At 63.2% G+C, this 25,781-nt stretch carries 24 protein-coding genes; 12 read left to right on the forward strand and 12 right to left on the reverse strand.

From position 1 onward, the window contains the following. Positions 1-41: 41 nt before the first annotated feature. Positions 42-986, reverse strand: coding sequence for a formimidoylglutamase (hutG, locus tag CGLAU_RS11540; protein ID WP_095660833.1), 945 nt, complete (start codon positions 984-986; stop codon positions 42-44). A gap of 43 nt (positions 987-1,029) precedes the next feature. On the opposite strand from hutG, the gene CGLAU_RS11545 reads away from it, so the two are divergent. The 6 genes from CGLAU_RS11545 (at position 1,030) to hutI (ending at position 8,447) form a co-directional block, all read left to right on the forward strand. Next, entirely contained in the window at positions 1,030-1,776 is a 747-nt protein-coding gene (locus CGLAU_RS11545; protein ID WP_095661199.1) for an IclR family transcriptional regulator, read from the forward strand. A 5-nt stretch (positions 1,777-1,781) separates the two neighbouring features. Then, positions 1,782-3,335, forward strand: a complete 1,554-nt coding sequence (gene hutH, locus CGLAU_RS11550; RefSeq protein WP_095660834.1) for a histidine ammonia-lyase — start codon at positions 1,782-1,784, stop codon at positions 3,333-3,335. 112 nt (positions 3,336-3,447) lie between these two features. Further along, positions 3,448-4,101: a flavin reductase family protein gene (locus tag CGLAU_RS11555; protein ID WP_095660835.1), complete on the forward strand. Its 654-nt coding sequence runs from the start codon at positions 3,448-3,450 to the stop codon at positions 4,099-4,101. Beyond that, positions 4,098-5,417, forward strand: coding sequence for an MFS transporter (locus CGLAU_RS11560; protein WP_095660836.1), 1,320 nt, complete (start codon positions 4,098-4,100; stop codon positions 5,415-5,417). The genes CGLAU_RS11555 and CGLAU_RS11560 overlap by 4 nt, the downstream gene beginning before the upstream one ends. 119 nt (positions 5,418-5,536) lie before the next feature. Continuing rightward, a complete protein-coding gene (gene hutU / locus CGLAU_RS11565; RefSeq protein WP_095660837.1) occupies positions 5,537-7,228 on the forward strand; it encodes a urocanate hydratase in 1,692 nt (563 codons plus the stop codon). 28 nt (positions 7,229-7,256) lie between these two features. Then, entirely contained in the window at positions 7,257-8,447 is a 1,191-nt protein-coding gene (gene hutI / locus CGLAU_RS11570; protein WP_095660838.1) for an imidazolonepropionase, read from the forward strand. Here hutI and CGLAU_RS11575 read toward each other — a convergent pair. Next, the gene (locus tag CGLAU_RS11575; protein WP_095660839.1) at positions 8,444-8,929 is read right to left on the reverse strand and encodes a cysteine hydrolase family protein; all 486 of its coding nucleotides are present in this window, start codon (positions 8,927-8,929) and stop codon (positions 8,444-8,446) included. The genes hutI and CGLAU_RS11575 overlap by 4 nt on opposite strands. A 17-nt stretch (positions 8,930-8,946) precedes the next feature. Next, complete coding sequence (locus CGLAU_RS11580; RefSeq protein ID WP_095660840.1) at positions 8,947-9,930, reverse strand: aldo/keto reductase; 984 nt, start codon at positions 9,928-9,930, stop codon at positions 8,947-8,949. A 67-nt stretch (positions 9,931-9,997) separates the two neighbouring features. On the opposite strand from CGLAU_RS11580, the gene CGLAU_RS11585 reads away from it, so the two are divergent. Further along, entirely contained in the window at positions 9,998-11,161 is a 1,164-nt protein-coding gene (locus CGLAU_RS11585) for a PQQ-dependent sugar dehydrogenase (protein WP_232507120.1), read from the forward strand. Positions 11,162-11,247: 86 nt separating this feature from the next. On the opposite strand, the gene CGLAU_RS11590 is transcribed toward CGLAU_RS11585, so the two are convergent. From CGLAU_RS11590 to CGLAU_RS11610, 5 genes are all read right to left on the reverse strand, one after another. Next, complete coding sequence (locus tag CGLAU_RS11590; RefSeq protein WP_095660842.1) at positions 11,248-12,378, reverse strand: ABC transporter ATP-binding protein; 1,131 nt, start codon at positions 12,376-12,378, stop codon at positions 11,248-11,250. 32 nt (positions 12,379-12,410) lie between these two features. After that, positions 12,411-13,745 carry an ABC transporter substrate-binding protein gene (locus tag CGLAU_RS11595; RefSeq protein WP_095660843.1) on the reverse strand — a complete coding sequence of 445 codons (1,335 nt, stop codon included), beginning with the start codon at positions 13,743-13,745 and terminating at the stop codon, positions 12,411-12,413. 60 nt (positions 13,746-13,805) lie between these two features. Continuing rightward, on the reverse strand, positions 13,806-14,714 hold the full coding sequence (locus CGLAU_RS11600; RefSeq protein WP_095661200.1) for a carbohydrate ABC transporter permease: 909 nt from the start codon (positions 14,712-14,714) through the stop codon (positions 13,806-13,808). Between the two features lie 87 nt (positions 14,715-14,801). Next, entirely contained in the window at positions 14,802-15,755 is a 954-nt protein-coding gene (locus CGLAU_RS11605; RefSeq protein WP_095660844.1) for a carbohydrate ABC transporter permease, read from the reverse strand. Between the two features lie 118 nt (positions 15,756-15,873). Continuing rightward, the gene (locus CGLAU_RS11610) at positions 15,874-16,641 is read right to left on the reverse strand and encodes a glycerophosphodiester phosphodiesterase (protein WP_095660845.1); all 768 of its coding nucleotides are present in this window, start codon (positions 16,639-16,641) and stop codon (positions 15,874-15,876) included. Positions 16,642-16,741: 100 nt separating this feature from the next. Between CGLAU_RS11610 and CGLAU_RS12575 the strand changes: the two genes are divergently transcribed. Beyond that, positions 16,742-16,873 (forward strand): hypothetical protein, encoded by a 132-nt coding sequence (locus CGLAU_RS12575; protein WP_269768546.1) that lies wholly within the window; start codon positions 16,742-16,744, stop codon positions 16,871-16,873. Here the strand turns inward: CGLAU_RS12575 and CGLAU_RS11615 are convergent. Both CGLAU_RS11615 and CGLAU_RS11620 read right to left on the reverse strand, forming a co-directional pair. After that, the gene (locus CGLAU_RS11615) at positions 16,870-17,787 is read right to left on the reverse strand and encodes a DUF5926 family protein (protein ID WP_095660846.1); all 918 of its coding nucleotides are present in this window, start codon (positions 17,785-17,787) and stop codon (positions 16,870-16,872) included. The two genes, CGLAU_RS12575 and CGLAU_RS11615, sit on opposite strands and share 4 nt — an antisense overlap. Positions 17,788-17,797: 10 nt before the next feature. Then, on the reverse strand, positions 17,798-18,559 hold the full coding sequence (locus CGLAU_RS11620) for a glycerophosphodiester phosphodiesterase family protein (protein WP_232507121.1): 762 nt from the start codon (positions 18,557-18,559) through the stop codon (positions 17,798-17,800). Positions 18,560-18,641: 82 nt separating this feature from the next. Here CGLAU_RS11620 and CGLAU_RS11625 point away from each other — a divergent pair, with 82 nt between their 5' ends. After that, positions 18,642-20,573 (forward strand): alpha/beta-hydrolase family protein, encoded by a 1,932-nt coding sequence (locus CGLAU_RS11625; protein ID WP_095660848.1) that lies wholly within the window; start codon positions 18,642-18,644, stop codon positions 20,571-20,573. After that, positions 20,574-21,284: a DUF1345 domain-containing protein gene (locus tag CGLAU_RS11630; RefSeq protein WP_095660849.1), complete on the forward strand. Its 711-nt coding sequence runs from the start codon at positions 20,574-20,576 to the stop codon at positions 21,282-21,284. It begins immediately after the preceding gene. Here CGLAU_RS11630 and msrA read toward each other — a convergent pair. Next, complete coding sequence (gene msrA / locus CGLAU_RS11635; RefSeq protein ID WP_095660850.1) at positions 21,281-21,922, reverse strand: peptide-methionine (S)-S-oxide reductase MsrA; 642 nt, start codon at positions 21,920-21,922, stop codon at positions 21,281-21,283. The two genes, CGLAU_RS11630 and msrA, sit on opposite strands and share 4 nt — an antisense overlap. A 91-nt stretch (positions 21,923-22,013) precedes the next feature. Here msrA and CGLAU_RS11640 point away from each other — a divergent pair, with 91 nt between their 5' ends. Then, positions 22,014-22,616, forward strand: coding sequence for a superoxide dismutase (locus CGLAU_RS11640; protein ID WP_095661201.1), 603 nt, complete (start codon positions 22,014-22,016; stop codon positions 22,614-22,616). A 381-nt stretch (positions 22,617-22,997) separates the two neighbouring features. Next, complete coding sequence (locus CGLAU_RS11645; RefSeq protein WP_232507122.1) at positions 22,998-24,182, forward strand: MFS transporter; 1,185 nt, start codon at positions 22,998-23,000, stop codon at positions 24,180-24,182. On the opposite strand, the gene CGLAU_RS11650 is transcribed toward CGLAU_RS11645, so the two are convergent. Further along, positions 24,173-25,729: a ribonuclease H-like domain-containing protein gene (locus tag CGLAU_RS11650; RefSeq protein WP_415877134.1), complete on the reverse strand. Its 1,557-nt coding sequence runs from the start codon at positions 25,727-25,729 to the stop codon at positions 24,173-24,175. The genes CGLAU_RS11645 and CGLAU_RS11650 overlap by 10 nt on opposite strands. Positions 25,730-25,781: the final 52 nt, after the last annotated feature.

The raw sequence follows: 25,781 nt of genomic DNA on the forward strand, positions 1-25,781 counted from the left end.
ATCGCCGTGTGTCCCGCGTCACTTTCAGCCAAATTTGTTGCTTAGGAAATGGCGGAGGCGACAACTTCTTCGATGAGTCGCGCTGCTGCCTTGGCGGTGCGTGAGTCGATGTCAAAGTCAGGGTTGAGCTCCACCACATCGAGAAGTGCTACTCGCCCGGTTGCCGCCACTGCGGACACCATTGCCAACACGGTTTCCATCGCCACTCCGTAACCAGCTGGAGCGGACACCCCCGGCGCGACTGCTGCGGGCAGTACGTCCAAGTCGATGCTCAGATGGATCGGCAGCGTACTTCTCCCCACGATCTCATCGATCAACTTCGAAGCATCGTGCACCGACAGACCCGCAAGCTCGGTATCCAACACAGTTCGCGCACCGAGCGATTCTGCCGTGTCGAAGAGCACCGCGGTGTTGTTCGGTCGGGAGATTCCCAGCACGGAGTAATCAAATTCTCCCCCGACCAGCTCAGCAATCTGCAGGAACGGGGTGCCTGACGTCGCTCGGTCCGCTTTACGGAGGTCAAAGTGCGCGTCGAAGTTGATCACCTGCATAGGGCCGTGCGCTTCGAAGACTCCCCGGTGGGATGCGAACGAGGTTTCATGCCCGCCGCCGAGAACAATCACCATGTTTGCAGCCTCGGCGAGTTGGCGAACACGATCGCTGAGTTCACGCTGGCCCCCCTCCAAGTCGTCGCCCTGGGTGGTCACGGTTCCTGCGTCGACAAGCAACCGCTCCTCGTGCACCGCTAGACCTCCCAACGCGGTGCGGAGAGCTTCCGGGCCCGCCGCCGCGCCTTGCCGGCCGCCGTTGCGAAGCACCCCCTCGTCGGAGGCGAAGCCAATAAGCGCGACGCCGTCGCGGGGTGTGTCTGACGCGTCGGCGAGTTGAATCACGCTGTGCCAGCGCGCATGCTCCGGGCCGGGGCCGTCATCACGCCCGCTCCATGCTTTAGCTGGGGTGTACAGGGGCGCGCTGACTGTATTCATGCGCCCCAGCCTAGCTGTGTGCGGGTATTGCATACTTGGGTTCATGACTAAGCCGCAGGTACCCGCCGCGCATAATGTGCTGCGGATTCTGACGCTACTGTCAAACACGGACGCGCCAATTTCCGCCACCCGCATTCAGCGCGAGTTGGATTTGCCCCGTTCCACCACGTACCACCTGCTCCACGAGTTGGAGGAGTCCGGTTTCGTGGTTCGCTTGGATAAGCCGGCGACGTACGGCCTGGGGCTGGCGGCATACCAGATGGCGCAGGCATACACCGTTCAGCAGCCGCTTGTGCGAGCGACGTCGAAGGACATGCAACGTATCGCGAAGCTCGCGGGCGGCTCTTCGCACCTATCTAGGCTTGCGGGGTCAGAGATTGTGTACCTCCAGGAAATTCGCGCCCCTGGCACGATGTCACTGTTGACAGAGGTCGGTGTTCGCCTCCCTGCCCTGACCACCGCCTCGGGGCGGACCATGCTTTCCCATCTCCCGGAGGCCGAGCTGCGCACGGTGTTTGACGCTTCGGGCGAGCGGGGGAAGTACCGGGAGCTCAAGGAACTAATTGACACGGCCCGCGACCAGGGCTGGGCTTCGGAGCATCAGGAGGTGTCTCGCGGGCAGGAGTCCATCGCGGTCACCATTGTGGATCACCTCGCCCGCCCCGCCGCAGCACTCGCCGTCACATTCCCCGTCGGTAAGTCCAGGGAGGAAAAATCCAGGCTTATCGACGCACTTACGAACGCCGCGACCCAAATCTCGCAACGATTCTTTGGAAACGGATTAGGTTGACTTCCATGACTGAAATTGCTGACCACATTGTTTCCGTCGGCGTAGGCGCGCTTTCCATCGCCGACGTCGTTGCTGTTGCGCGCTACGGCGCGCAGGTTGAAATTGATTCCGCTGCGATTGAGGAAATGGCCGCCACCCGCGCGCGTGTCGAGGAGCTGGCGAACGACCCCACCCCGGTCTACGGGATCTCCACCGGCTTCGGCGCGTTGGCGCGCCGTCACATCCCCGAAGACATGCGTGCCAAACTGCAGGTCTCATTGATCCGCTCGCACGCCGCGGGCACCGGACCGGAAGTTGAGGAAGAAGTCGTCCGCGCACTCATGCTCCTGCGGCTGTCCACCTTGTGCACGGGGCGCACCGGCGTGCGACCGGTGGTCGCTGAGACGTACGCGGCGGTGCTCAACGCCGGCATCACCCCGGTCGTGCGCGAATACGGCTCACTGGGGTGTTCAGGCGACCTCGCTCCGCTGGCGCACTGCGCACTCGCCTTGATTGGTGAAGGCGAATGCCGCGTTGATGGCGGCCCGATCATGGCATCCGCGGATGCACTCGCAGATGCAGGCATTACTCCGCTGGTGCTGCAGGAGAAGGAAGGACTGGCACTGATCAACGGCACCGATGGCATGCTCGGCATGCTTTGTCTCGCCATCACTGATCTCCGCCAGGCCGCGAAGGTGGCCGATATCGCGGCCGCCATGACGGTAGAAGGCCTCACCGGCACACTCTCGGTGTTTGACGACGATCTTCAGCAGCTACGTCCCCACCCTGGCCAAGCCGCCTCAGCGGCGAACATCCGCACTGTCGCCGCAGACTCTGCGATCCTCGCGGCAGCAGCAGAAGAGTTTAGGGAAAAGCAGGTCCAAGACGCCTACTCGGTGCGTTGCGCACCCCAGGTAGCTGGCGGATTCCGCGACACGCTCACTCACGCGGAGCAGGTCGCGGTGAGGGAGCTCGCCGCCGCGGTGGACAACCCCGTGGTGGCGCTGGATGGGCGTGTCACCTCGAACGGGAACTTCCACGGCGCGCCCGTGGCGTATGTACTCGACTTTCTAGCGATTGTCGTCGCGGATTTGGCGTCGATAAGCGAGCGGCGCACCGACCGTTTTCTAGACACGGCGCGCAACCGTGGGCTGAATGCTTTTCTTGCCGATGACCCGGGAGTGGATTCTGGGCACATGATTGCACAGTATTCGCAGGCCGGAATCGTGCACGAGCTGAAGCGCAACGCGACGCCGGCGTCGGCGGATTCGATCCCGTCTTCGGCGATGCAGGAAGATCACGTCTCCATGGGCTGGGCAGCCGCACGGAAACTGCGTCGCAGTGTGGACGGTCTGCAGCGCGTGCTGGCCGTGGAAGTTCTCACCGCAGCCCGCGCGCTGGATATGCGCGAAGGTGCACCCGCTCCGGGAACTGCCGCTGCGGTGGGTGCGTTGCGCCAGCGGGTTAGCGGCCCCGGCCCGGATCGTTTCCTTGCACCGGAAATTGAGCACACTGTCGAGCTGGTTAAATCGGGAACTTTAGTCACCGCAGTAGAGAATGCGGTGGGGGCGCTGCAGTAAGAGCACGGGTTGAGTCTGGGATCTCAGACTATTCGTCATATCTAACGCTAGATATCGTGCCCTACGCCGCAATATGCTCTCCTATGTAACTCAAGTCACAGGAGGCATTGTCATGAAGTGGCACCCAAAAACCGAACCGAACCCGTTGCCTTACTCTCCGTTCAAGTCCAGCACGGTTCCCCGCCCTATCGGTTGGCTCTCCAGCGTCGACCCCGAGGGGCGCGAAAACATTGCCCCGTACAGCCAGTGGCAGAACCTCACCTTCGATCCGCCGATGGTGATGTTCTCCGCAAACCAATACCCGGATGGGCGTAGAAAGGACACCGTCCTCAACGCGGAGCAAACCGGTTGGTTTGTGTGGAACATGGCGACTTACGACCTGCGTGAGGAGGTGAACAAGTCCGCTATGGCTCTGCCGCACGAGGAAAGTGAGTGGGACCACCTCGAGGTGACCAAAATCTACGCCGATAACTACCCGGTTCCGATGATCGCCGAGAGTCCGATCAAGTTCGAATGCCGTTACAAGACCACTCTGCGCATCCCCGGCAATACACCGGTGGGCACGATTGATCTGGTCGTGGCGGATGTGGAGACGATTCACATCAACGAAGACTTCCTCGACGCGGACGGCAAGATCGGCGTGTTGAAAATCCGCCCTATCGCACGCATGGGCTACTTCGACTACACCGTGGTCACCGAGAAGTTTGAAATGCGAGTACCCGGATCCGATTCGGCAGCCCAGGCAGGCTTGGAAGGCTCGGCATGACAACCGCACAAGTGGGCAGGCCCTCTCCCACTTGGCCGGCTGCGCCACAGCAGTCGCGCGTTCGCGACATGATGGTTGCCAACCTGGGTAACGTGCTGGAGTGGTACGACTGGAACGTTTACACGATCTTCGCACCTATTCTGGCGATCCAGTTTTTCAACCACGACAACCCAACTTCGGCGTTGCTGAGCACCCTCGCAGTGTTCGCGGTCGGCTTTGTCGCTCGTCCCATCGGCGGATTCGTCTTCGGAGCCTACGCCGATCGGGTCGGCCGCAAGCAGGCGTTGGTGGTTGCGATGATGACCACTGCGGTCGGCTCGCTGGTGATTGGTTTTGCTCCCGGGTTTGACGCTGTCGGAGTCTGGGCATCTGTCATTTTGGTGGCCGCCCGCCTCATCCAGGGTCTTGCGCACGGCGGCGAAATGGGCACCGCGGTGACCTACTTGGTGGAGCGTGCACCAGAAGGACGCCGTGCATTCTTCGGCTCAACGTCGTGGACCAGCGTTGTCATCGGCACCATGACGGCAACCATGACCGGTCTGCTCATCAACGCCCTACTGACCGAAGAGCAGGTTGGGGCGTGGGGCTGGCGCATCCCATTCATCATCGGCGGTGTTCTCGGGCTCTACGCCCTGTGGCTGCGGCGCAGCATGTCTGAAACGGACGCGTTCAACACCGAGAAAACCGACGGTGTAGTAGCCGCGACGGGCACTGCACGCACCCAAGACTCCATCTGGTCACACTGGCGCGGCCTGGTGCGCATCTTCCTTATCTCTGCAGGCGGGTCGTTGTTCTTCTATACCTGGTCGATCTATCTGCCCACGCACGTCCAAGTGGTGCACGGCCAATCTGCGAACAGCGCGCTCAGCGCGAGCCTAATCGCAGAGTTCATTTTCTTACTCGCAATCCCCCTGATGGGCATGCTCGGCGACCGCATTGGAAGGAAGCCGATGGTGATGATTGCGGGCACCCTCTTCGTCTTGATCACCATCCCGATCTACCGCTTCCTCGACGGCACTTTCATCACGCAACTGGTTGGCCAAATAGCAGCGCTAGTGTCACTGTCGTTTCTTTTCGGTGTGAACGGGGCAATCTGGACGGAGGCGCTGCCCACTCGCTACCGCGCCGTAGGCGTAGCCACCATGCTTTCTGCCGCAACAGCCATCTTCGGCGGCACGGCGCCCTACCTGAACACGTGGCTGTCTAAAGAGGGCTACGGTCACCTATTCCCCTACTACCTTGTGGCAATGGCAGCAGTCACACTGCTCACCGGTGCCCTGATGAAAGAAACAAAGGATCTCGACCTGAAAGCATAGGCCCAACGGTCATTCACGTCTCGTATCCGAGACGAAAGCGAGCAGAAACGCCCGCTCTTCGTTTTCTCGGTTTCTAACCTTGAACCAACAACCACCACACCCCACGGAAAGGAACCACCATGGCAAAGAACTGGTCTGAGGGCGCGCGCGAGGTGCGCTCCCCGCGCGGCACGGACATCACCGCAAAATCCTGGCAAACTGAAGCGCCGCTGCGCATGCTCCACAACAACCTCGACCCAGAGGTCGCTGAGCGCCCCGATGACCTCGTGGTCTACGGTGGCACCGGCCGCGCCGCGCGGAGCTGGGAGGCGTTCGACGCGATCGTCGATACGCTGCGCGACCTCGAAGCTGACGAGACTCTCCTGGTCCAATCCGGCAAACCGGTCGGCGTGTGGAAGACCAACGAATGGGCACCTCGCGTCCTGATCGCCAACTCTAACCTCGTCGGCGACTGGGCCAACTGGGAGCACTTCCGCGAACTCGAAGACGAAGGCTTGATGATGTACGGCCAGATGACCGCAGGCTCCTGGATTTACATCGCTACCCAGGGCATTCTGCAGGGCACTTACGAGACTTTCGCCGCGGTAGCCAAGAAGCGCTTTGACGGTACGCTTGCCGGCACGTTGACCCTCACCGGCGGCTGCGGCGGCATGGGCGGTGCGCAGCCACTTTCCGTCACTCTCAACGGTGGCGCCTGCCTGATCGTCGATGTCGACGAGGCTCGGCTGAAGCGCCGCCAGGCCAAGCGTTACCTCGATGAAGTCACCACCGACATCGAAGAGGCCATCAAACTGGTCACCGAGGCGAAAGAGGAAAAGCGCGCGCTTTCCGTCGGCCTCGTTGGCAACGCCGCAGACGTCTTCCCTGAGATGCTGCGTCGCCAGCGCGCAGGCGAGTTCACCGTTGATATCGTCACCGACCAAACTTCGGCGCACGACCCGTTGAGCTACCTGCCAACTGAAATCACCTTCAGCGACTGGCACACCGAGGCGGCGGCCGACCCGACCACCTTCACCAAGAAGGCCCGCGAGGCAATGGCCACCCAGGTCCAGGCGATGGTGGAATTCCAAGACGAGGGCGCCGAGGTGTTCGACTACGGCAACTCGATTCGCGACGAAGCCCGTAAGGCCGGCTACAACCGCGCCTTCGAGTTCCCCGGCTTCGTCCCGGCCTACATCCGCCCGCTGTTCTGCGAGGGTCTCGGCCCGTTCCGCTGGGTTGCGCTTTCCGGCGACCCGGAGGACATCAAAGTCACAGACCAGGCAATCAAGGAGGCGTTCCCGGACAACGAGCACCTGCACCGCTGGCTCGACGCCGCTGAGGAGTACGTGGAGTTTGAAGGCCTGCCGGCGCGTATTTGCTGGCTCGGTTACGGCGAGCGCGCCAAGGCCGGCGTGATCTTCAACAACCTGGTCAAGGAAGGCAAGGTCAAGGCACCAATCGTTATTGGCCGAGACCACCTGGACTCCGGTTCGGTGGCCTCGCCGTACCGTGAGACTGAGTCCATGCTCGATGGCACCGACGCGGTTGCGGACTGGCCGCTGCTCAACGCCATGACCGCCGTTGCCGGCGGCGCTACCTGGGTGTCCATTCACCACGGCGGTGGCGTGGGCATGGGCCGCTCCATCCACACCGGCCAGGTAACGGTGGCTGATGGCACCGAGATCGCCGAGGCGAAGCTCAAGGCTGTCTTGACCAATGATCCGGGCATGGGTGTGATCCGCCACGTTGACTCCGGCTACTCTCGCGCGTGGGAAGTGGCACAGGAGCGCGACGTGCGCATCCCGATGGCATTCCAGGCCCGCGACTAACAACTGCTACCCGCGCTGAAAGGCAATTATGCACACCCTCATCACCGGCATCTCCGAGCTCCGCACCGTCTCTGAGCTTGGAACGATCAAAGACGCCTCTTTGCTCATCGACGGCGGCGTGATCGCTTGGGTCGGCCCCGCCGAGGAAATACCCGCCGGGGCGGACGCTGCAGAGCGTGTCGATGTGGGTGGGCGCGCGGTGTTACCGGGATGGGTCGACTCGCATACTCACATGGTGTTCGACGGCAACCGCGCCGAAGAGTTCGAGGCGCGCATGGCCGGCGAATCTTACGCGGCGGGCGGCATCGCTGTGACGATGGAGGCGACCCGCTCGGCAGGTGCTGCGCGACTTGACCAGCTGCTCGCGGAGCGTGTCGCTGCGGGCCGTGCAGGCGGGACAACCACGTTCGAGACGAAAACGGGCTACGGGCTCAACGTGGAATCCGAGTTGGAGGCCGCGCGCGTGGCTTCGCGCCACGTTGATGACGTGACGTTCCTCGGCGCTCATCTCGTGCCGCCAGGTGCGGAAGTCGAGGCGTACGTGGACGAGGTCGTCGGCCCCATGCTTGACGCGGTGAAGGAACATGTCCAGTGGATCGACGTGTTCTGCGAGCGCGGTGCGTTCAACGATGAGCAATCCCGGCGGGTCCTCGAAGCCGGCAAGGCTGCGGGCCTCGGAGTGCGGGTACACGGCAACCAGCTCGGTGAAGGTCCCGGTGTCAGGCTCGCGGTGGAGATGGGCGCAGCCAGCGTGGACCACGTGAACTACTTGTCTGATGAAGATTTTGAGTTGCTGGCGGGTTCACAGACCGTCGCCACGCTTTTGCCCGCGTGCGACCTTTCAACCCGAGAGCAACTCGCACCGGGCCGACGGCTGATCGATGCTGGGGCGACCGTAGCGATTGCCTCGAACCTGAACCCCGGCACGAGCTTCACCAGTTCAATGAACTTCTGCGTGACCACCGCGGTGTTGCAACAACACCTCACGCTCGACGAGGCCATTGGGGCAGCGACCACCGGTGGTGCCAAGGCTTTGCGACGCCACAACGTGGGCGAAGGCAAAGACCCGCAGGGCCGCCCCGCGAAAGGCACGCTGGTTCCCGGCGCGGCCGCAGACCTGCACATCCTGGATGCGGAAAACGCGATCAATCTCGCCTACCGGCCCGGCATGCCCATCACCTGGCAAACCTGGGTGGCCGGTGAGCGGGTGTACGGCTAGGCCTCGACGATAATCCCACAGACGCGTTTGAGTTGTTGCAGTGCGTCGACGTGCATCTGAGCCGTCGGAGCAGAGCATGCGTCCGCAAGCACACTGATGCGGTACCCGAGATCCGCACCGGTTACCGCAGTCTCGATGATCGCGTGGGCAGTGGAGAAGCCCACCAGCTCAAGCTCGTCGATCCTCATCGCCTGCAGTACCGAGTCAAGTTCGGTCCCGGCGAACGCATCCACCCCGAACTTGTCGGTCACCACATCACCGTCGATCAAGCCGCAGCCATCAGCGATCTGTGCAGCCCCATCCGGGCCACCGTCCGAACCGTCTTGGCGAAGGAAACGCACCCAGATGATCGGCACATTGCCGGCACGGAACTGCGCAACCCGGCGCGCTATCGCGCTGATCAGCTCAGCTCGCGAGAGCGGCCCACCGGCAAGGTCGAGGATCCAATCTTGAGCGTCGATGACGACGAGACAGGAAGACATCGGTTCTCAGCGCTGACCTAGTACCGGGACTCGACCGGCTCCGGCAGCGAGGTGATCGTTTCCATCTCCTCGCTCGTGAGGCGGATGGTGCCCGCGTCACGGTTCGACTCAATGTGGCTGAGGCTGCGGCTGCCAGGGATCACGGCCGTCGACTGGCTGAGACCGAGCACCCATGCCAGGGCAATTTGCGACGTAGCGACCCCGCGCTGGTTAGCAATCCGCTCGAGCGCTTCAACGATCTGCGCATTCCGCTCCTGCGCATCAGGGGTGAACCTGGGCATCCACGTCCGGAAATCACCCTCCATGAGTTTCGAGGTATCCAGCTTGCCCGTGAGGTATCCCCGTCCCAACGGTGAAAAAGCCACAAGCGTCGCACCATGTTTTTCGCACCAATCCAGGACACTCAGCGGCTCGGCGCCTTCCTTCGCCTCCTGAGGTTTGAGAGGGTCCCGGGTCCACACGGAGAGTTCGGACTGCACCGCGGCGATTTGAGCGACCTCGGCGGCCGCGGCGAGTTGCTCTACCGTGGCCTCACTGACACCGATGTGGCGGATCTTTCCGGCTTGCTGCGCCTCCGCGAGCACCTGCACCTGCTCTTGCACGGGGACCTCGGAATCTAACCGGTGCAAGTAGTACAGGTCGATGTGGTCTCGATTGAGTCGGCGCAGCGACTGCTCGAGCGCGTCCGTCAGATGTGCACGCGTGCCGTCGACGTGCATGGACAACGGTTCAACGCTGTCGACGACGATGCCGCCCTTCGACGCCACAAACGCGTCCGGACAACCGACAAGCGCTCGACCAACGAGTTCTTCGTTGTGGCCTGCGGCGTACATATCACTGGTGTCGAAGTGTCGCACCCCTGCTTCGTAGGCACGTCGGATTGTCTCGGCGCTCTGGCCGTCGTCAAGCTGCCCTGGCCTGCTGTACCCCCAACTGAAACCCATGCAACCGAGCCCAACCCTGGAACTCGACGGAAACAATCTACCGATGTTCGTGCTCATAGTGACCCCTTTGCTGAGCGCGTCTGTCCGCGGTTATGCGCGCGAGTATAGACCTAAAATGTGGGCCATGAGCTCCGCCGTTGTCAGCCTCATCCACACCATCCTTTTCTCGTTCCTTTCCCTGTTCGGCCTGACCTCGCCGATGTCGAGTGTCCCGGAGCCGTCATCAAGCATTTTGCCCAGCTCGAGCTCGCTCTCGGACATGCGCAACTTCCCCTTCGAAGTGATCAAGCATGAGCGGCATGCGGAGGGCTGGGCGATGGAGTTCCTCCCCGGCACCGACTACCTGCTGATTTCCGATCGCTCCGGCCTGCTGCAGCTGCGCGACCAGACCACCGGCGAGCTGCGCGAGGTAAGCGGAGTGCCGGAGATCTTCCACCAGTCCGAGGCCGGCCTCCACGACGTAGTCGCCGCGCCGAGCTTCACCCAGGACGGTGGCCTGTACGTGTCGTGGGTGCGCCCGCACGACAAAGGTGCGCAGGGTGTTGTGGGTTGCGGCCACCTCGACACCGCCACCGCGCAGCTGAAAGACCTCAAGGTCATCTGGGAGCAGGACCCCGACGAAAGCGACGGTCACTTCTCGCTGCGCATGTTGCTTATCGACGGCTTCTTGTACGTCACGTCCGGCGACCGGCGCGATTTCACCCCAGCGCAAGACGTGCGTACGAACCAGGGCAAGACCCTTCGGTTGAACCTCGATGGAACGCCCGCTGTTGGCAACCCGTTCGCGGGTCAGGGCGGGCGCTCGGCGGAGATCTGGTCGATGGGGCACCGCAACCCGCTTGGCATCGCGGCAGATGAGAGCGGCCGCATCTGGGCCTCCGAGATGGGGCCCAAGGGCGGCGACGAGCTGAACCTGATTGTCGGCGGGGAGAACTACGGTTGGCCGAACGCGTCGATGGGCAGCCACTACGACAACCAGCCGATCCCCGACCACGGGCCCGGCGACGGGTACCAGGCGCCTGCCGCGTACTGGAAACCGGCGATTTCACCTGCCAACCTGATGATTTACACCGGCGAGCTGTTCCCGGAGTGGAAAGGCAATGCGTTCCTCGGCGGGTTGAGCGGCCAGACGATCGTGCGCATGCAGCTGAACGAGGACGGCACCGCCACGCAGCTGGACAAGTGGGACATGGGCCAGCGCATTCGGGCGCTGGAGCAAGCCCCCGACGGTGCCATCTGGGTGATGGAGGACAAGGGCGGGTACCTGCTCGAGCTGCGCCCGCGCTGATTCGTTGCACTTGGCCGGAATGGCAAGGGGCGCCACCCCGGTTGGGATGACACCCTGAGCCTCGCTTTGGTGTGGCGGGCTAGTGACTACAGGTAGTCGTAGTTGATCTCGGTCTCCGGATCGAAGAAGACGGAGCCGCCCTCCATCGGGCGCAGGTAGATGGTGTCGCCCTGATCGATGTCAATGCCGCGCGGCACCTTGACCGTGATGCGGTCACCGCGCACGGCGACCTTGCTGTCCGCCTGTTCCTGACGGCTGCCGTAAACGTAGAGCTCGGAACCGAGGTGCTCCACGATGTCGACGTGCACCGGCAGGCCGTACTGCTCGCCCGCATGATTCACACCAGCGATCTCCCAGTTCTCCGGGCGCACGCCAACAACCACGCGGTCCGTCTTCACCTTGGCCGCAAGCTCACGCGGCATGTAGTAATCCAGCGCGTGATCCTTACCGCCGACAACGCGGCCGTCGATGAACGGCACGTTCTCGATGATCGTCATGGCCGGTGAACCGATGAAGGTGGCCACGAAGGTGTTACCCGGGTTGTTGTACAGGGTGTCCGGGGTGTCTACCTGCTGGAGGATGCCCTTCTTCAGCACGCACACGCGATCGCCCATGGTCATCGCCTCGGTCTGGTCGTGGGTGACGTAGACCGTGGTGGTACCCAGCTCGCGCTGCAGCGCGAGGATTTGCGCGCGGGTGGACACACGCAGCTTCGCGTCCAGGTTGGACAGCGGCTCATCCATGAGGAAGACCTTCGGCTGGCGCACAATTGCACGCCCCATGGCCACGCGCTGGCGCTGACCACCGGACATTGCCGCCGGCTTCTTATCGATGAGGTCCTCGAGATCAAGCATTTTCGCCGCGAAGGCGACACGCTCCTCGATCGTCGCCTTGTCCACCTTGGCGTTCTCAAGCGCGAACGCCATGTTCTGGCGCGCCGTCATGTTCGGGTACAGCGCGTAGGACTGGAACACCATCGCGACATCACGCTCGCGGGGACGGGTTTCCGTCACGTCCTGGCCGTCGATAAGAATCTGCCCCTCATCGACCGGCTCGAGACCTGCGAGCATGCGCAGCGTGGTGGACTTGCCGCAGCCGGACGGGCCGACGAGGACCAGGAACTCGCCGTCTGCGATCTCCAGGTTGACACGGCTCACCGCTGGCGGACGCGCTGGGTCATAAATGCGAGACGCTTGGCGGAACTCAACGGTTGCCATGTGTGACTCCTTTTCTCCTAATCGGACTGGGGCTAGTTCTTCAGGTTCGGGGTGATGTCACGGTCGATGACCTGCTGGGTCTCCTTGTCCAGGTCAGCGAACACCTTCTCCACGTCCTGGCCACCGTTGGTGATCTTGTCCAGGGCGCCACCGATGCGCTTGCCGCCACCCGGCACGAAGACGCGGGCGTAGTCCTGCGGCTTGGTGTTTTCGTTGAGCTGCTTGATCGCGGTCTCAGCGTTCGGGTTCTCATCCAGGAAGGTGCGCTCCTCCGGATCCTCCAACGCGTCCTTGCGCACCGGCATGTAACCGGTCTTCTGGCTGAACATGATGGTGTTCTCGGTGTTGGTGATGAAATCGACGAACTTGATCGCGTTCGACTTGCGGGTGTCGGAGATGCCGTTCGGGATAGCCAGACCAGCGCCACCGGTTGCGGCGGACGGGCCCGGGCCAGGGAGGTAGGTGGTGATGAACGGGATGGTCGCGGAGTCGGTCAGGCCTGCGAGGGAACCGGTCGACTGCAGCAGAGACGATGCGTTGCCGTTGCCGAAAGCGACGGTCGGGTCGGTGCTGATCTCGATGTGGCCCTTGTTCACCTGGTCCTGGAGGAACTTAGCTGCCTCAAGCGTCTTCGGGTCGGAGAAGGACGGCTCCCACTCGTTGGAGTACGCGCCGCCGAATGCCCACACCATGCCCTGGAAGTACCAGTCGAGGTAGTTCGAGCCGTCCGGGATGACCAGTGCCGGGTTACCGGTCTGCTCCTTCAGCTTTGCAGCCCACTCATCGAACTCTTCCCAAGTCTCCGGGCCACGATCTGCCGGCAGGCCAGCAGCAGCCAGATCGTCGGTGTTCCAGTACATCAGGTTGGTGGAGCGGGAGTACGGGGCACCGTAGTGCTTGCCGTTGTACTCGTAGTCCTCGCGCAGGGTGTCAACGTAAGAATCCGGGTCCAGGCCTTCCTTCTCCCACAGCTCATCGAGCGGGGTTGTTGCCTCGTTGAGCGCGAAGTTGAACCAAGTCACGTCAGAAGCGACGATCACGTCCGGCAGGTCAGAGCCTGCAAGCGCTGCGTTGAACTTCTGGGCAAGCTCCTCGTAGGACGAGCCAGCGGTAACCAGCTCGACGGTGAGGTCCGGGTTCTCCTCCTCGAACGCTGCGATCAGCTCAAGCTCAAGGTCGCGGGAGGAACCCGGGTGGTTGGACCAGAAGACGATCTTGTTTTCGTCGCCGCCAGCGTTGCCGCCGCCGTTGCCAGCGTTATCACCGCCGGTGGTGCTGCCGCCAGCGCAAGCGGTCAGGGTCACAGCGGTCAGGGCAGCGACGGTAGCTGCACCGATGCGCTTGCGAAGAGAGTTGGATGCGAACATGGGGGACTCCAATCTTTGGGGGTTAATGAGGGGTGAGGTTGTGGGGTCTCTGGACGGCGGTTAGCCCTTGACCGCGCCAGCGGTCAAGCCCTTAATCATCTGCTTCTGCAGGAGCAGGAACACGATGATCATCGGCAGGGTGGTCAGCACAGTGCCGGCCATCACCGGTGCCCAGTTGGTCAGACCCTCTGCGTCCTGCAGGCGGGTCAAACCGACCGGAAGCGTCGTCGCCGCTGGGGTGTCCGTGATCAGGAACGGCCACAAGTACTCGTTCCATTCGTTGACCACGGTGATCAGGACGAACGCGGACAAGGTCGGCCAAGACATAGGCAGCACCACGCGAAAAAGCTTGGTAAAGAACCCGGCACCATCCATGTCAGCGGCCTCCATGATCTCGCCCGGCAGCGACTGGAAATGGTTACGCATGAGGAAACAACCGAACGCCACACCTGCGAGCGGGATGATCACGCCCTGCCAGGTGTCGCGCCAGCCGAGCGAAGCCGCGAGCGCGTAGTTGGAGATGATGGTGATCTGGTTCGGCACCATCAGCGCCGCGATCACGAGCAGGAACAGCGCGTTGCGGCCCGGGAAGCGCAGGAACGCGAACGCGTAAGCAGACATCACGCCGAGCACCACCTTGATCACCGTGAGGATCAGGGTGATGCCGATCGAGTTGCGCAGGTAGTTCTGGAACCCGGAGGTCTCCCATACGCGTGCGTAGTTGCCCGGCTCGAACGGGTTCGGCCAGAAGGTGATCGGGTCCGAGTACACGTCCTGGTACGTCTTGAAGGATGTGATGACGATGAAGTACAGCGGAACCATGATCAACAGCACGGTGAGCACGAGCGCGAGGTAGCCAAACACCTTCATCCCAGGAGAGCTGTAATCTGCGCCTCCGCCCTTGCGCTTGCGCTGGGCTTCTGAAATGACCGGCTCGCCCTCTGCTTGGCTGCCCGGCACCGGGGGCATATCACGCTCTTCGTGGGTTGCCGCCGACGCAGACACTGCTTTTGGAACCTTGGCGGTCTTTTTGCCCTGAGTAAATTTCGTCGACATTTACTTGTCCAGCCTTTCCTGCAGCTTGATCTGGGCGACGGTGATGATCAGGACAACGATGAACATGATGGTGGCCACAGCGGCGCCGTAACCAGCGCGGTTGTTCACAAAGGTCTCGGTGTAGACCTGGAACACCATGGTGGTGGTGCCGTAGCCGTACGGGCCGCCACGGGTCATGGCGTTGATCACGTCGAAGACCTGGAACGAGTTCAGCAGCACGGTGATCAGCAAGAAGAAAGTTGTGCCGCGCAGCTGCGGCAGCACCACCCGGAAGAAGTGGCGCACCGGCGATGTGCCGTCGATTTCCGACGCCTCGTCCAAGTCCGCGCGACGGCCCTGCAATGCAGCCAGGTAGATCACGAAGACGTAGCCAACGTTCTTCCAGATGTAGGTGACCGTGATCATGAACAGCGCCCAGCCCGACTGCTGGTAGAAGTTCGGCACCTGGATGTTCAGCAGGCCCAGGAAGTACTGGATCAGGCCGTACTTGGGGTCGAATACGAACTGGAAAGCCACACCGATCGCCGCACCGGCGATCACGTACGGCGCGAAGACCATCGAGCGCACCGCGGAGCGACCGATCAGCTTCTGGTCCAGCAGAATGGCCAGGAGCAACCCGATGACCATTGAACCCGCGACTGCGAAGAACGTGAAGATTACGGTGTTCCACACCACGGTCGGCGTTTCCGGCGCTTGGAGCCAATCCGTGTAGTTCTTCAACCCGACGAACGTCATGTTCGGCGAGGAGATGTTCCAGTTGTAGAACGAGATTCGGATGTTATCGATCAGCGGTCGGTAGGTAAACAGAATCAGCAGCGCAAGATTCGGCAGAATCAGCAGGGCTGCGAGGCCAACTTGGTGCCAGTCGATCCGGCCCTTCCGGTTCTTATAGGTTGCTGCATATTCCTCGTAGACCTCCGGTTCCACGGAGACTGCAGGAATCATCGTGCTCATGAGGAATGAAATTAAAGTCCCTGCATGAACAGACGGTGAAATTGGATTTGTATTACAGGGAACTTAACTTTGCCTGATCGTTACATTGGTAAACAACTGTCAAACTCTCGTTGCGATGTCAAGCTTCTTTCCTTTGCGGAAAGTGCGTCCCCGCAAACACCTCAACCGCGACGTGCGGCAGATCGGTGCCGATCAGGCTCGCTCCGTGCTTGCGCAACCACAACATGTCCTTCGGCAAGTTCACCGTCCACACGTAGCTTGGCGCTTCGCCGCCTAGCAGCTCCGGCTCCGCCTTCGCCTGCCACATGGACGGCCCCACGCCACAATTGCCGATCCGCTCAAACGACGCTGCACCTTGGCCGGTCAACAGCGGCTCAGGGTCAAGGAGTAGGAAAGACTGCAACTCCGGCAGCAACTCTTCGAAGCGCTCAATCGCCTCGGCATTAAAAGAAATCAGCTGCACCCGCTCGTCGGCCTCCATCGCGCGCGCACGCAGCACCTCCGCCACGGCCTGTTCCAACCGCTCACCGAAAGGCGACGGGTGCTTCGTCTCAATCAGAATCTTCTTGCCCGGGTGCGCGTCGAGCAGGTCCAGCAGCTCGTCGAGAAGCAAAAGCTCCTGCGGGTCACTCTCCGTGCCAAAGTTGAGCTTCTTAAGCTTATCGACGCTCATTTCAGCGACCTCACCACTACCGTCCGACGTGCGATCCACCGACTGGTCATGGATGACCACGACTTGGCCATCGGCGGTGAGGTTCACATCGCATTCGATGCCGGCGACGCCATCGAGCTTGAGCGCCTCCTCGAATGAGCGGCGGGTGTTCTCGGGGTAGATGCCGTTAAGGCCGCGGTGGGCGATGATGCCGGTGGTGGTGTGTGTGGACATTTTTGCTGCGCTCCCTGGGGTGGTGGAACAACGATGAATATGGCGTACCACCGCTATTCCTACCTTGCCCCGAGCTGTCGCGATACTTATCGTTTTGGCTATGGCCCAGACTGCGGACGACGTTTTGCTGCTCGCCCTGCGTTTTGCGACGGATTCCGGAGAGCGGACAGAACTCGATCAAGCCCTAGAAATGTTTGGGATCAATCGAGCCGAGCTGGAAGCAGAAACCTAGATCGTCACCTGACGGGATTTGATGTTGTCCAGCTGCTTGCGCTCGTCGGCGGAAAGCTGTGCATCGGAGGCGTACTCCGCCTCGATCTTCTCGTTCAGCGTGGTCAGCGCGTCGGCGTAGGAGGCTGCGTCCACGGCCGGGTCGAGGTCCCACACCGGCACGACCACGCCGTGGGTGCGGAAGGCGCCGGCAAACTTGGTGCCTTCTCCCAGGTTCAGCTCCCCGCGGGCGGCGATGCGGGCCAGGGCGGTGAGCATCTGGTTTTCGCTCTCCTCGGGACGCACCCAACGGATGTGCGCCTTACCGCCGCCCGGGTTGACCCACCAGATCGAACCCGGCAGGTCGACCTTGACCTGGGTGGACGGCAGGACCGCCTCGTTGGCGCGGCCCAGGGCCTGGCGGATCTCCGGAGGCACGGTCGCGCCCTCGGCGAACCACCAACCGAAGTCGTTGTGCTCGGTGATCTGCAGATGGGACGAGGCGTCGATAAGCGAATCAAGCTCTGGCTGCGAGCCATCCGCAACCGTGGAGCCCAAGGTCTCTCCTGGCTTGGCCTCGAGCACCCAGTTAAGTGCGTACGCCAGGTCGCGGCCCGGGTTCTGCGAGTGGGATTGCACCTGAAGTGCGACGAAGCGCTCGCCGCCCTCCTCCTCAGCGCGCACCATCGCGGCGCCGGCACCGGGCAGCACCGTGACGATGTTCACCGGCGTGCCCTTGACCTCCACCTGCGCGACGGCGGACGGGACGAACTCCTGCAGCGCGATGAGGTCGGACTCCATGGCCAGGCCGCCGTAGGGGCGGGGATCCTTGGCAAACTGCTCGCGCTCGGCAGCGCGGGCGGCAAGCTTCGCCTCGCGGCGGGTCATGCCCTCGGGCAGCTGGTTCTTTTGCTTCTTCGGTTTCCTAGGTGGCATGCGCTTTAGGCTAGCGCACGCCGTCGACGCCACCTCGACCGCGCTCGAACGTGTCCAGCGCCAAGTTCGGCAGGTCGGTGGCCATCACGTCCACGCCATTCTCTGCGCACCAGAGCATCTCGCGCGGGGTGTTCACGGTCCAGGTGTAGGTTTTCAGCCCCTTGAAGCCCAGCAACTCCTGCTTGGACTGCAGGTGGGAAAGCGCAGGGCCGACGCCGAAGGGTTTCGAAAGCATCGTGTTGCCCGGGTTCCAGGTTCGCTCGCGCAGGTGGAACAAGTAATAGGTCTCCAGCTCCGGCGCTTGTTTGGCAAAGTAGCGCACCGCCGAGTGGCTGAAGGAGACCACGTGCACCCGCTCCGAATCCTGCAGGCGGTTGTAGCGCAGCACGCGCAGCGTCTGTTCATCCACTTCTGGACCGAAGCGGGTGGGGTGCTTGGTCTCTATATAGATGTGCTTGTCGGGATAGTCGGATAAGAGCTCCAACAGCTCGTCGAGAAGCAAAATGTGCTGCGGGTCGTCCTCGGTGCCGGAGTTGAACTCGCGCAGGTCGCGGTAATCCATGGTGGCCACGCGCCCGCGGCCGTTGGTGGTGCGATTCACCGTCGCGTCGTGGAACACCACAAGCTTGCCGTCGCGGGTCAGGCGCACGTCGCACTCAATGCCGTGGATGGGCAGCTTCAGCGCTTCCTCGAACGCGCGCTGCGTGTGCTCCGGGTACAGGCCGGAGAACCCACGGTGAGCGATGATCTGGGTTTGCACTCGTTTGTCCACGACACCCAACGTACAGCTGCCCCCTCGCCCGCTCGATCTTTGCCAGAATGAGCGTGTGCTTTTCGACGACCAGGTACAACCCATGTCCAGCTTCCGCCAGCTGCCATCCCCGTTGGGCGACAAGGCCGCCGAAACGTTCAACGCGGTGCGCAACGCGCGCAGGCGCTACTCGATCGGCCGAGACGGCATCCTCGCTGCTCCCGTGGCGGCGTTGGAAGTGTTCGCGGATCTTACGCCGGGGCTGCGGCTGCGCGGGTTGCAGCGCCTGCCGCAGAGTTTCCGCGTGGGCGCCGTCGGTGCAGAGGTGGCCACCTGGGGTGCGGTCTCGCCCTCGCTCTTGCCGCACAAGTGGTCCACCACCGCGGCGAACACGGCGGTGCTCCAGGGCATCGGCCACGCCGTGACCACCGCGGTGTCGCAGGCAGTGCGCCCCGGCAAGCAGCGCGAGGGCGGCCCGCTGTCCACGCCCGCCCGCCTGGGCATGACGGCCACCACGCTGGGCGTGTACGCGATGGCACTGTACCGCCGCCGTGATCAAGAAGAACTGGTCGAGGTCGAAGGCGAGTACTCGGTGTGGGACACCATCGGCGGCCTTGCGCTGGGTTCGCTCGGCTACGGCGCGATGCTGACGGTCGGCGAAGCGATCCAGTCCTTCATTGACGCGATCAACGCCGTGCTGGGCAAGCGCTTGCCGCCCGTCACCTCCTGGCCGCTGGCCATCGCTGTGGGTGGCGGAGTGATCTTCCTGTTTGCCGACCGGGTTGTCGTGCGCCGCTTTTTCTCCCACGTCTCCCAGAGCGCTCAGGAGCTCGACCGCGCGTTTATGAAGGGTGCAGACCAGCCGGTGGAGCCGCAGCGCTCCGGCTCGCCTGAGTCCAACGTGAACTGGAGCTCCATGGGCCGCCAGGGCCGTGCCACCGTCGCGGGCGGTCCCCGCAAGGCGCAGCTTGCGCGCGTACTCGGAGTCGGCGAGGACGAGGTCAAGGAGCCGATCCGCATCTTCATCGGCCTGCACGGCCTCGACCCGGACGAGTCGCCGGACTTCGACCAAATGGCGCAGGAAGCCGTCGCCGAGATGCACCGCACCGGCGCGTTCGAGCGCAGCCACATCGCCGTCATGTCCGCCGCCGGCACCGGCTGGATCAACGATTTCCACACGTCCGGCTTCGAATTTGTCACCCGCGGCGACAGCGCCATCGTCGCCGTACAGTATTCGTTCCTCCCCTCGGCGTACTCCTACATCGCCGACCACGACTCGCCGGTCCGCTCCTCCCGCGCACTGGTGCGCGCCATCCGGGAGGAGCTTTCGCTTATCGACGAATCAGTGCGCCCGAAACTCTACGTCGGCGGCGAATCGCTCGGCGCCTACGGAGTGTCCGACGTGTTCCGCAGCGTGGAGGAGTTCCTCCAATCCACCACTGGCGGTGTGTTCACCGGAGTGCCAGGTTTCGCCCGCAACCACTCGGAGTTGACCCGCGCACGCGAGGAGGGCTCGCCGCAGCGCCTCCCGCTTGTCGACGGCGGGCGTCATGTCCGTTTCACCGCCCACCCGGACCACATCACGCACGATTTCAAGGGCGACGACTACGCCCACGAATGGGAGTCGCCGCGCTACGTCTTTGCCCAGCACGCTTCGGATCCGGTGGTGTGGTGGGAACCTAGCTTGATCTGGAAGATTCCGGACTGGCTGAAAGAACCCGGCTCGCGCGGCGACGCCGCCCCCGAAGCGCAGAAGCTTGACGTGCTGCAGACGTTGCGCTGGATGCCGCTGATCACGTGGTGGCAGGTCGGGATCGACCAGCTGGCTTCGCAGGATGTGCCGTCCCCGCACGGGCACAATTACCACGACGAGACGGTGGCCTATTGGAATGCAGTGGTCCACGGTGTCAACGGTGTCGACGGTGACGGGGGCTTGAGCGACGCAGAGATGGACCGCGCTGCCGAATGGATCCACAACGACGCGGTGAAGCTGCGCAAGCCCCCGGGCGGCTTTCCGTCCAAGCACGGGTACTAGATGGCTAAACCACGGATGCGCTCGGAGATTTACCGCGACTATTCGTCGCTGGGCATCGCCGCTGTGATCACCACCGCCGCGCTCAACTGGGTGATTCGCACTGGCCGACTCGATTACGAAGTCGCCGGAGCCATCGGTTTCGGGTTGACGTATTACTTGGTCCTGTGGGTGCTCTACATCGGAATTTATGTCTGGTGGACAATCCGCATGCTCCGTCCATGCACCATCGAAGAGCTGCGCGCCTACGCCAGACGCGAGTCTCGCTTGTCCGAAAAACGCTGGGTTCGATGGAGTGGCTCCAAAGGGGCTGCCACGGTCTCGATCACCGCGGCTGGCGCTGCACTGGGTATGGCCGTCATGGTCGCGCGCGTCCCCTGGTCGCGCCACGATCCAATCATGCTGGCGCTCGGCACCCTCGCGGCCGCCGCGTCGTGGGCGTACCTCGTGGTTGTCTACGCCGCCTCCTACGTCGAGCTCGACCTGGGAGGCGACAAGCGTCAATTCCACTTTGCGCACACCGACGAGCCGCTTTTCGACGACTACCTCACCCTGGCCACCACCACCTCCACGATGGGCTCGGCAAGCCCAGCCGTGCCCATCACCCGGGAGGGGTGGAACCGCTTCCGCGCGAACAAGATCGTGGCGTTCGCGTTCAACACCCTGGTAATAGCCGTGGTGGTAGCGATGGTCACGACCGGCCTGATGGCCTAGATCCCGCAGGCAACGCCCGTGGAGTGATGCGGGCAGTAGCCGTTGGGCACCTTGTGCAGGTACTGCTGGTGCTCGTCTTCAGCCAAGTAGTAGTCCACCCCACTTGCGATTTCCGTGGTAGGCGCGCCAAACCCTGCGTCGATAAGCGATTGCCCATACTCCTCAACCCAAACCTTGATGGCTTCCGCTTCCTCGGCTGAGTCTGTGTAGAACGCAGAGCGATACTGGGTGCCGACGTCGTTGCCCTGGCGGTAACCCTGGGTCGGGTCGTGCGCCTCGAGCGCGGCGCGGACCAGCTCCTTGAGTTCGACCTGGGCGGGGTCGTAGACCACCTCGACCAGCTCGACGTGGTTGGTCTGGCCGGAGCAGACCTCGCGGTAGGTGGGGTTCGGGGTGACGCCGCCGCCGTAGCCGACGGACGTCGATTCGACGCCCGGCATCTGCCAGAACATTTTCTCCGCACCCCAGAAGCAGCCGATGCCGATGAGCAGGCGTTTCTGCTCGGACTTCCACGGGCCGGTGATCGGGGCGCCTAAGACGGCGTGCGGGCGGGGGTTGGCTAAGACGGGCTCATCGCGGCCGGGAAGCGCGCGGCCGGGTTCGACGAGTTCAGGTTTCGGTGCGAAAAGGAATCCCATACCAGTGCTAACGCCCGGAAAAGTCGCGGTGTTCCAAATTTCATTACCATGGGGTGCCGTAACTTGATCTCCAACGAAAGGACTCATGATCATGGCTGTTTACGAGCTTCCGGAACTTCCTTACGCATACGACGCGCTGGAGCCGCACATCTCCGCCGAGATTATGGAGCTGCACCACTCCAAGCACCACGCCAACTACGTCAAGGGCGCAAACGCAGCGCTTGAGGCACTCGAGGCGGAGCGGGGCGGCGAGGCAGATGCCGACAAGATCCGTGCGCTGTCCAAGAACCTCGCGTTCAACCTTGGTGGCCACACCAACCACTCCATCTTCTGGAAGAACATGGCACCGAACGCTGGCGGCAACCCGACCGGTGAGATCGCCGCTGCGATCGACCGCGACTTCGGTTCCTTCGAGGCGTTTAAGAAGCACTTCGCCGGTGCAGCCAACTCCCTGCAGGGCTCCGGCTGGGCAGTCCTGGGCTACGACCACATCGCTGGCCGCCTGATCATCCAGCAGATGACCGACCAGCAGGGCAACATCTCCGTTGACTTCACCCCGGTCCTCATGCTGGACATGTGGGAGCACGCGTTCTACCTGCAGTACAAGAACGTCAAGGCTGACTACGTCGACGCTTGGTGGAACGTTGTCAACTGGGACGATGTGAACGAGCGCTACGCAAAGGCAGCAGCGTAAGCCCAGTTCGCTTTCGCTTAACGCTTAACGACGGCGGCGGCACCCGGCCCGGCTTCAACCGCCGGGCCGGGTGTCGTTTCGCGTGGTGGCGGTTTCGCGCCCTCCCGCTCCGCTACTCTCCTGCCCCGCCACTCTCCTGCCCCGCCGCCTATCCGCCCACCCACGCGACCACCCACCGGGCCGCCCGCTTCGCCACCTATCCACTCAGCCAAACCCGGACAATGGTGCCAAACCCGGATAGTTGCACCCCTTTATGCCTGAACTATCAGACATAAACCCTCGTAGATATCCGGGTTTGGCACCATTGTCCGGGTTTGACCAGAGATGGATGTACGAAGAGCGGTTTTTGCGGCGGCACCGGCGGTGCGAGAGCATAGGGACATGAGGAAGGGAACGCCGGAGTACCGCAGGGCGACAATCGCCATGCTGTTCGTCGGGTTGGCTGTCTTCTCTTCGCTGTATGCGACCCAGGCGCTGCTGCCGACGCTGACCATCGAGCTCGGCATTACTCCGTCCGAGGCCGCGTGGACTGTCTCGGCCGCCACTGGCTCACTCGCGATCTGCGTGGTGCCAGCGTCGATCCTGTCTGAGAAGTTCGGCCGTGGGCGGGTGCTCGTCATTTCGGCGGTGGCCGCCACCGCCGTTGGTCTGCTTCTTCCGCTGACTCAGAGCATCGAGCAGATGGTGCTGCTCAGAACGCTGCAAGGAGCGCTTCTGGCGGGGACACCCGCAGTGGCCATGACCTGGCTGTCTGAGGAGCTCGATGAGCGCGACCTGCCCGGCGCGATGGGTCTCTACATCGCCGGCAACACGGTTGGCGGAATCATGGGCCGCATCGTGCCCGCATTCGTGCTGGAGGTAGCCAGCTGGCGGTGGGCACTCGCAGTAGGCACGATGGTCAGCTTCGCGATGGCAGTAGCAACCTGGGTGCTCCTGCCGGAGCAACGCAACTTTCACGCCAAGGACACCATCCGTCCTGCCGCAGAGTTCCGGGCTGTGGCTGGCCACCTGCGCAACCCGCGCCTCGTGGCGCTCGCGGTGACCGCATTTCTGGGCATGGGCGTGTTCGTGTCCATGTACAACTTCTTCGGGTTCCGCGCGGTCAACGATTTTGGATTGCCGCCGTCGCTCGCCGGCCTCGCGTTCCTCATGTACCTCTCCGGCACCTGGTCGAGCGCCCGTGCTGGCTCGTTTGTGAAGCGCTTCGGCCGCGGCCGGGTGGTGCTAGCTGGTGCAGCGCTCATGCTTGTCGGCGCGCTCATCGGGGCGAGCCCAAATCTGTGGGCGACGCTGTTCGGCCTGCTTGTTTTCACCGCAAGCTTCTTCGCAATGCACTCGACGGCGTCCGGCTGGGTGGGCCAGATCGCGGAGCGCGACCGCGCCGAAGCGTCGAGCCTGTACGTGTTCTCCTACTACATGGGCTCGTCAATCCTCGGCGCGGCGACGGGTCGCGCCTTCGAGGCTCTGTCCTGGGGCGGATTCGTTGGAGTGCTCGCCGCGCTTCTGGCAGCGCTCACGGTGATCACGGGCTGGTTGGCCGTGACGGAGAAGCGTCGTCAAGCGTGAAGCTCCGGTAGCCCCGGCGCACCTGCGGTGAGGAGTTCGCGCACGGCGCGGGTGGCGCGGCAATCGTCCTCGTTGTAGCGCAGCAGCATGTCGCGGGCGCGCTGGTCACCGAGGCGGGCCGCGCGGCGCAGGGCGACGGAGCGCTCACCGTCGACGTCGTCGTCCTCCCACTCGAAACCCACCACGGGTCCGAGTACCTTCAGCCCCAGCCCATCGGTACCGACGAGGTGGCGGCGGGCATGCGCGAACACGTCGATCCATTCGTCAGAGCTGATGAACGCGTTCACCTCCGCCGCATCGATGGAGTCGAAGCGCTTCGCAGAGGCCTTCAGCCAGTAGTTCTCGCCACCGGAGGCGTAGCAGTACGCGGCGAACGTCTTCCCGGCCGCGTGGGCCTCGGCGCGCACGCCCATGAGCCAGGTCCAGAACGCGTTGAAGTTCGCCTCTTCAGCGGTCACAGCTGCATCGGCACCGCGCGCGCCAGCACCCCCGCGCCCGCCAGCACCCCCGCGCCCGCCAGCACCCCCGCACCCAGTCGGCGCTTCCAGCTCATCCCAGGTCACACACGCCCGGTAGGTCTGACCGTCGAACGCGCCCCACAGGTACGCCCCTTGGTCCAGGTACGCCTCCATGTCCACGTCGATTTCCACGTCGGCGCGCGGCATCGCAATCTCGCCGGGGCGACGAAGCACCGGCACACCCTCGCGCCACGCGCGGGCGACGGCGCTGGGCTCGCCCACGCCTGCGTCGATAAGCGATTGCACCGTCGCATACCCCCGCTCGCGCCAGGTGTCGCCGCGCCCGCCAGGCAGCACCAGCGAGATGTCGTCGAGCTCCTCCAACCGCGGCTCGCACAGCGGCCAGAACCGGCAGGTCGCACACTGTTTCAGCCGCTTCGGCTCAGTCGGTACCGGCGCTGCGAGCGCGTCCAGCAATGGCGGGATGAAACGGGTGACATCGTCGACATAAGCGCGGGAGCGGTCTTGGCCGATGATGCCTCCGCGCCCCGTCGCTAAGCCGCGCTCGCGCAACAGCAGCTCAGCGAGCGCGAGCCGGTACCCGTCGGTGGTGTGATGGCGCGCTTTCGCGTTCACTACCAGCGGTTTCGACAGCCCGAGCCGGTTTGTGGCCACCATCTCGAGCGTGGCGGTAGGGTGCGGCCGTGCGACGCGATGGTTCGAGATGATGACGGGGGCGTAAGCGTCGTCGACACGCACAAGAACATCGACCTCCGCGACCGTTTCAATCCCTGCGACCGTGCCGCGCAGCGTCGCGTTCGTGATCAGGTGCGCGCGCCGCGCGAGGGCTTGCTCGGTCTCACGCTCGGTGCCAAAAGCAGGGTCCAAGTCAATTCGCACGAATGCTTTTCGACGCCCGTCCCCAACCGCTCGTTCCACCGGCAGCGCATCAAACACAACGGCCCGAGCAGCGTCAATCTGCGGCTGTCGGGCGAGTGCGTCGGGCAACGGCGGGACATCCGGGTGCGCCGCACGCTGACGCATCCGAAACCTGCAGCCGACCAGATCGGACGCACGCACCGTATCCACAATGTCAGCGAGTGTACCTGGGAGCCGGGTACAGTTGTGGGGCGAAGCGAAT

This window comes from Corynebacterium glaucum (genome assembly GCF_002287505.1).
Classification (GTDB): Bacteria; Actinomycetota; Actinomycetes; order Mycobacteriales; family Mycobacteriaceae; genus Corynebacterium; species Corynebacterium glaucum.

Excerpts from the sequence above, each read along its gene's own strand:
- hutG (WP_095660833.1), bottom strand. The coding sequence starts at position 986 with ATGAATACAGTCAGCGCGCCCCTGTACACCCCAGCTAAAGCATGGAGC.
- CGLAU_RS11545 (WP_095661199.1), top strand. The coding sequence starts at position 1,030 with ATGACTAAGCCGCAGGTACCCGCCGCGCATAATGTGCTGCGGATTCTG.
- hutH (WP_095660834.1), top strand. The coding sequence starts at position 1,782 with ATGACTGAAATTGCTGACCACATTGTTTCCGTCGGCGTAGGCGCGCTT.
- CGLAU_RS11555 (WP_095660835.1), top strand. The coding sequence starts at position 3,448 with ATGAAGTGGCACCCAAAAACCGAACCGAACCCGTTGCCTTACTCTCCG.
- CGLAU_RS11560 (WP_095660836.1), top strand. The coding sequence starts at position 4,098 with ATGACAACCGCACAAGTGGGCAGGCCCTCTCCCACTTGGCCGGCTGCG.
- hutU (WP_095660837.1), top strand. The coding sequence starts at position 5,537 with ATGGCAAAGAACTGGTCTGAGGGCGCGCGCGAGGTGCGCTCCCCGCGC.
- hutI (WP_095660838.1), top strand. The coding sequence starts at position 7,257 with ATGCACACCCTCATCACCGGCATCTCCGAGCTCCGCACCGTCTCTGAG.
- CGLAU_RS11575 (WP_095660839.1), bottom strand. The coding sequence starts at position 8,929 with ATGTCTTCCTGTCTCGTCGTCATCGACGCTCAAGATTGGATCCTCGAC.
- CGLAU_RS11580 (WP_095660840.1), bottom strand. The coding sequence starts at position 9,930 with ATGAGCACGAACATCGGTAGATTGTTTCCGTCGAGTTCCAGGGTTGGG.
- CGLAU_RS11585 (WP_232507120.1), top strand. The coding sequence starts at position 9,998 with ATGAGCTCCGCCGTTGTCAGCCTCATCCACACCATCCTTTTCTCGTTC.
- CGLAU_RS11590 (WP_095660842.1), bottom strand. The coding sequence starts at position 12,378 with ATGGCAACCGTTGAGTTCCGCCAAGCGTCTCGCATTTATGACCCAGCG.
- CGLAU_RS11595 (WP_095660843.1), bottom strand. The coding sequence starts at position 13,745 with ATGTTCGCATCCAACTCTCTTCGCAAGCGCATCGGTGCAGCTACCGTC.
- CGLAU_RS11600 (WP_095661200.1), bottom strand. The coding sequence starts at position 14,714 with ATGCCCCCGGTGCCGGGCAGCCAAGCAGAGGGCGAGCCGGTCATTTCA.
- CGLAU_RS11605 (WP_095660844.1), bottom strand. The coding sequence starts at position 15,755 with ATGAGCACGATGATTCCTGCAGTCTCCGTGGAACCGGAGGTCTACGAG.
- CGLAU_RS11610 (WP_095660845.1), bottom strand. The coding sequence starts at position 16,641 with ATGTCCACACACACCACCACCGGCATCATCGCCCACCGCGGCCTTAAC.
- CGLAU_RS12575 (WP_269768546.1), top strand. The coding sequence starts at position 16,742 with ATGGCCCAGACTGCGGACGACGTTTTGCTGCTCGCCCTGCGTTTTGCG.
- CGLAU_RS11615 (WP_095660846.1), bottom strand. The coding sequence starts at position 17,787 with ATGCCACCTAGGAAACCGAAGAAGCAAAAGAACCAGCTGCCCGAGGGC.
- CGLAU_RS11625 (WP_095660848.1), top strand. The coding sequence starts at position 18,642 with ATGTCCAGCTTCCGCCAGCTGCCATCCCCGTTGGGCGACAAGGCCGCC.
- CGLAU_RS11630 (WP_095660849.1), top strand. The coding sequence starts at position 20,574 with ATGGCTAAACCACGGATGCGCTCGGAGATTTACCGCGACTATTCGTCG.
- msrA (WP_095660850.1), bottom strand. The coding sequence starts at position 21,922 with ATGGGATTCCTTTTCGCACCGAAACCTGAACTCGTCGAACCCGGCCGC.
- CGLAU_RS11640 (WP_095661201.1), top strand. The coding sequence starts at position 22,014 with ATGGCTGTTTACGAGCTTCCGGAACTTCCTTACGCATACGACGCGCTG.
- CGLAU_RS11645 (WP_232507122.1), top strand. The coding sequence starts at position 22,998 with ATGAGGAAGGGAACGCCGGAGTACCGCAGGGCGACAATCGCCATGCTG.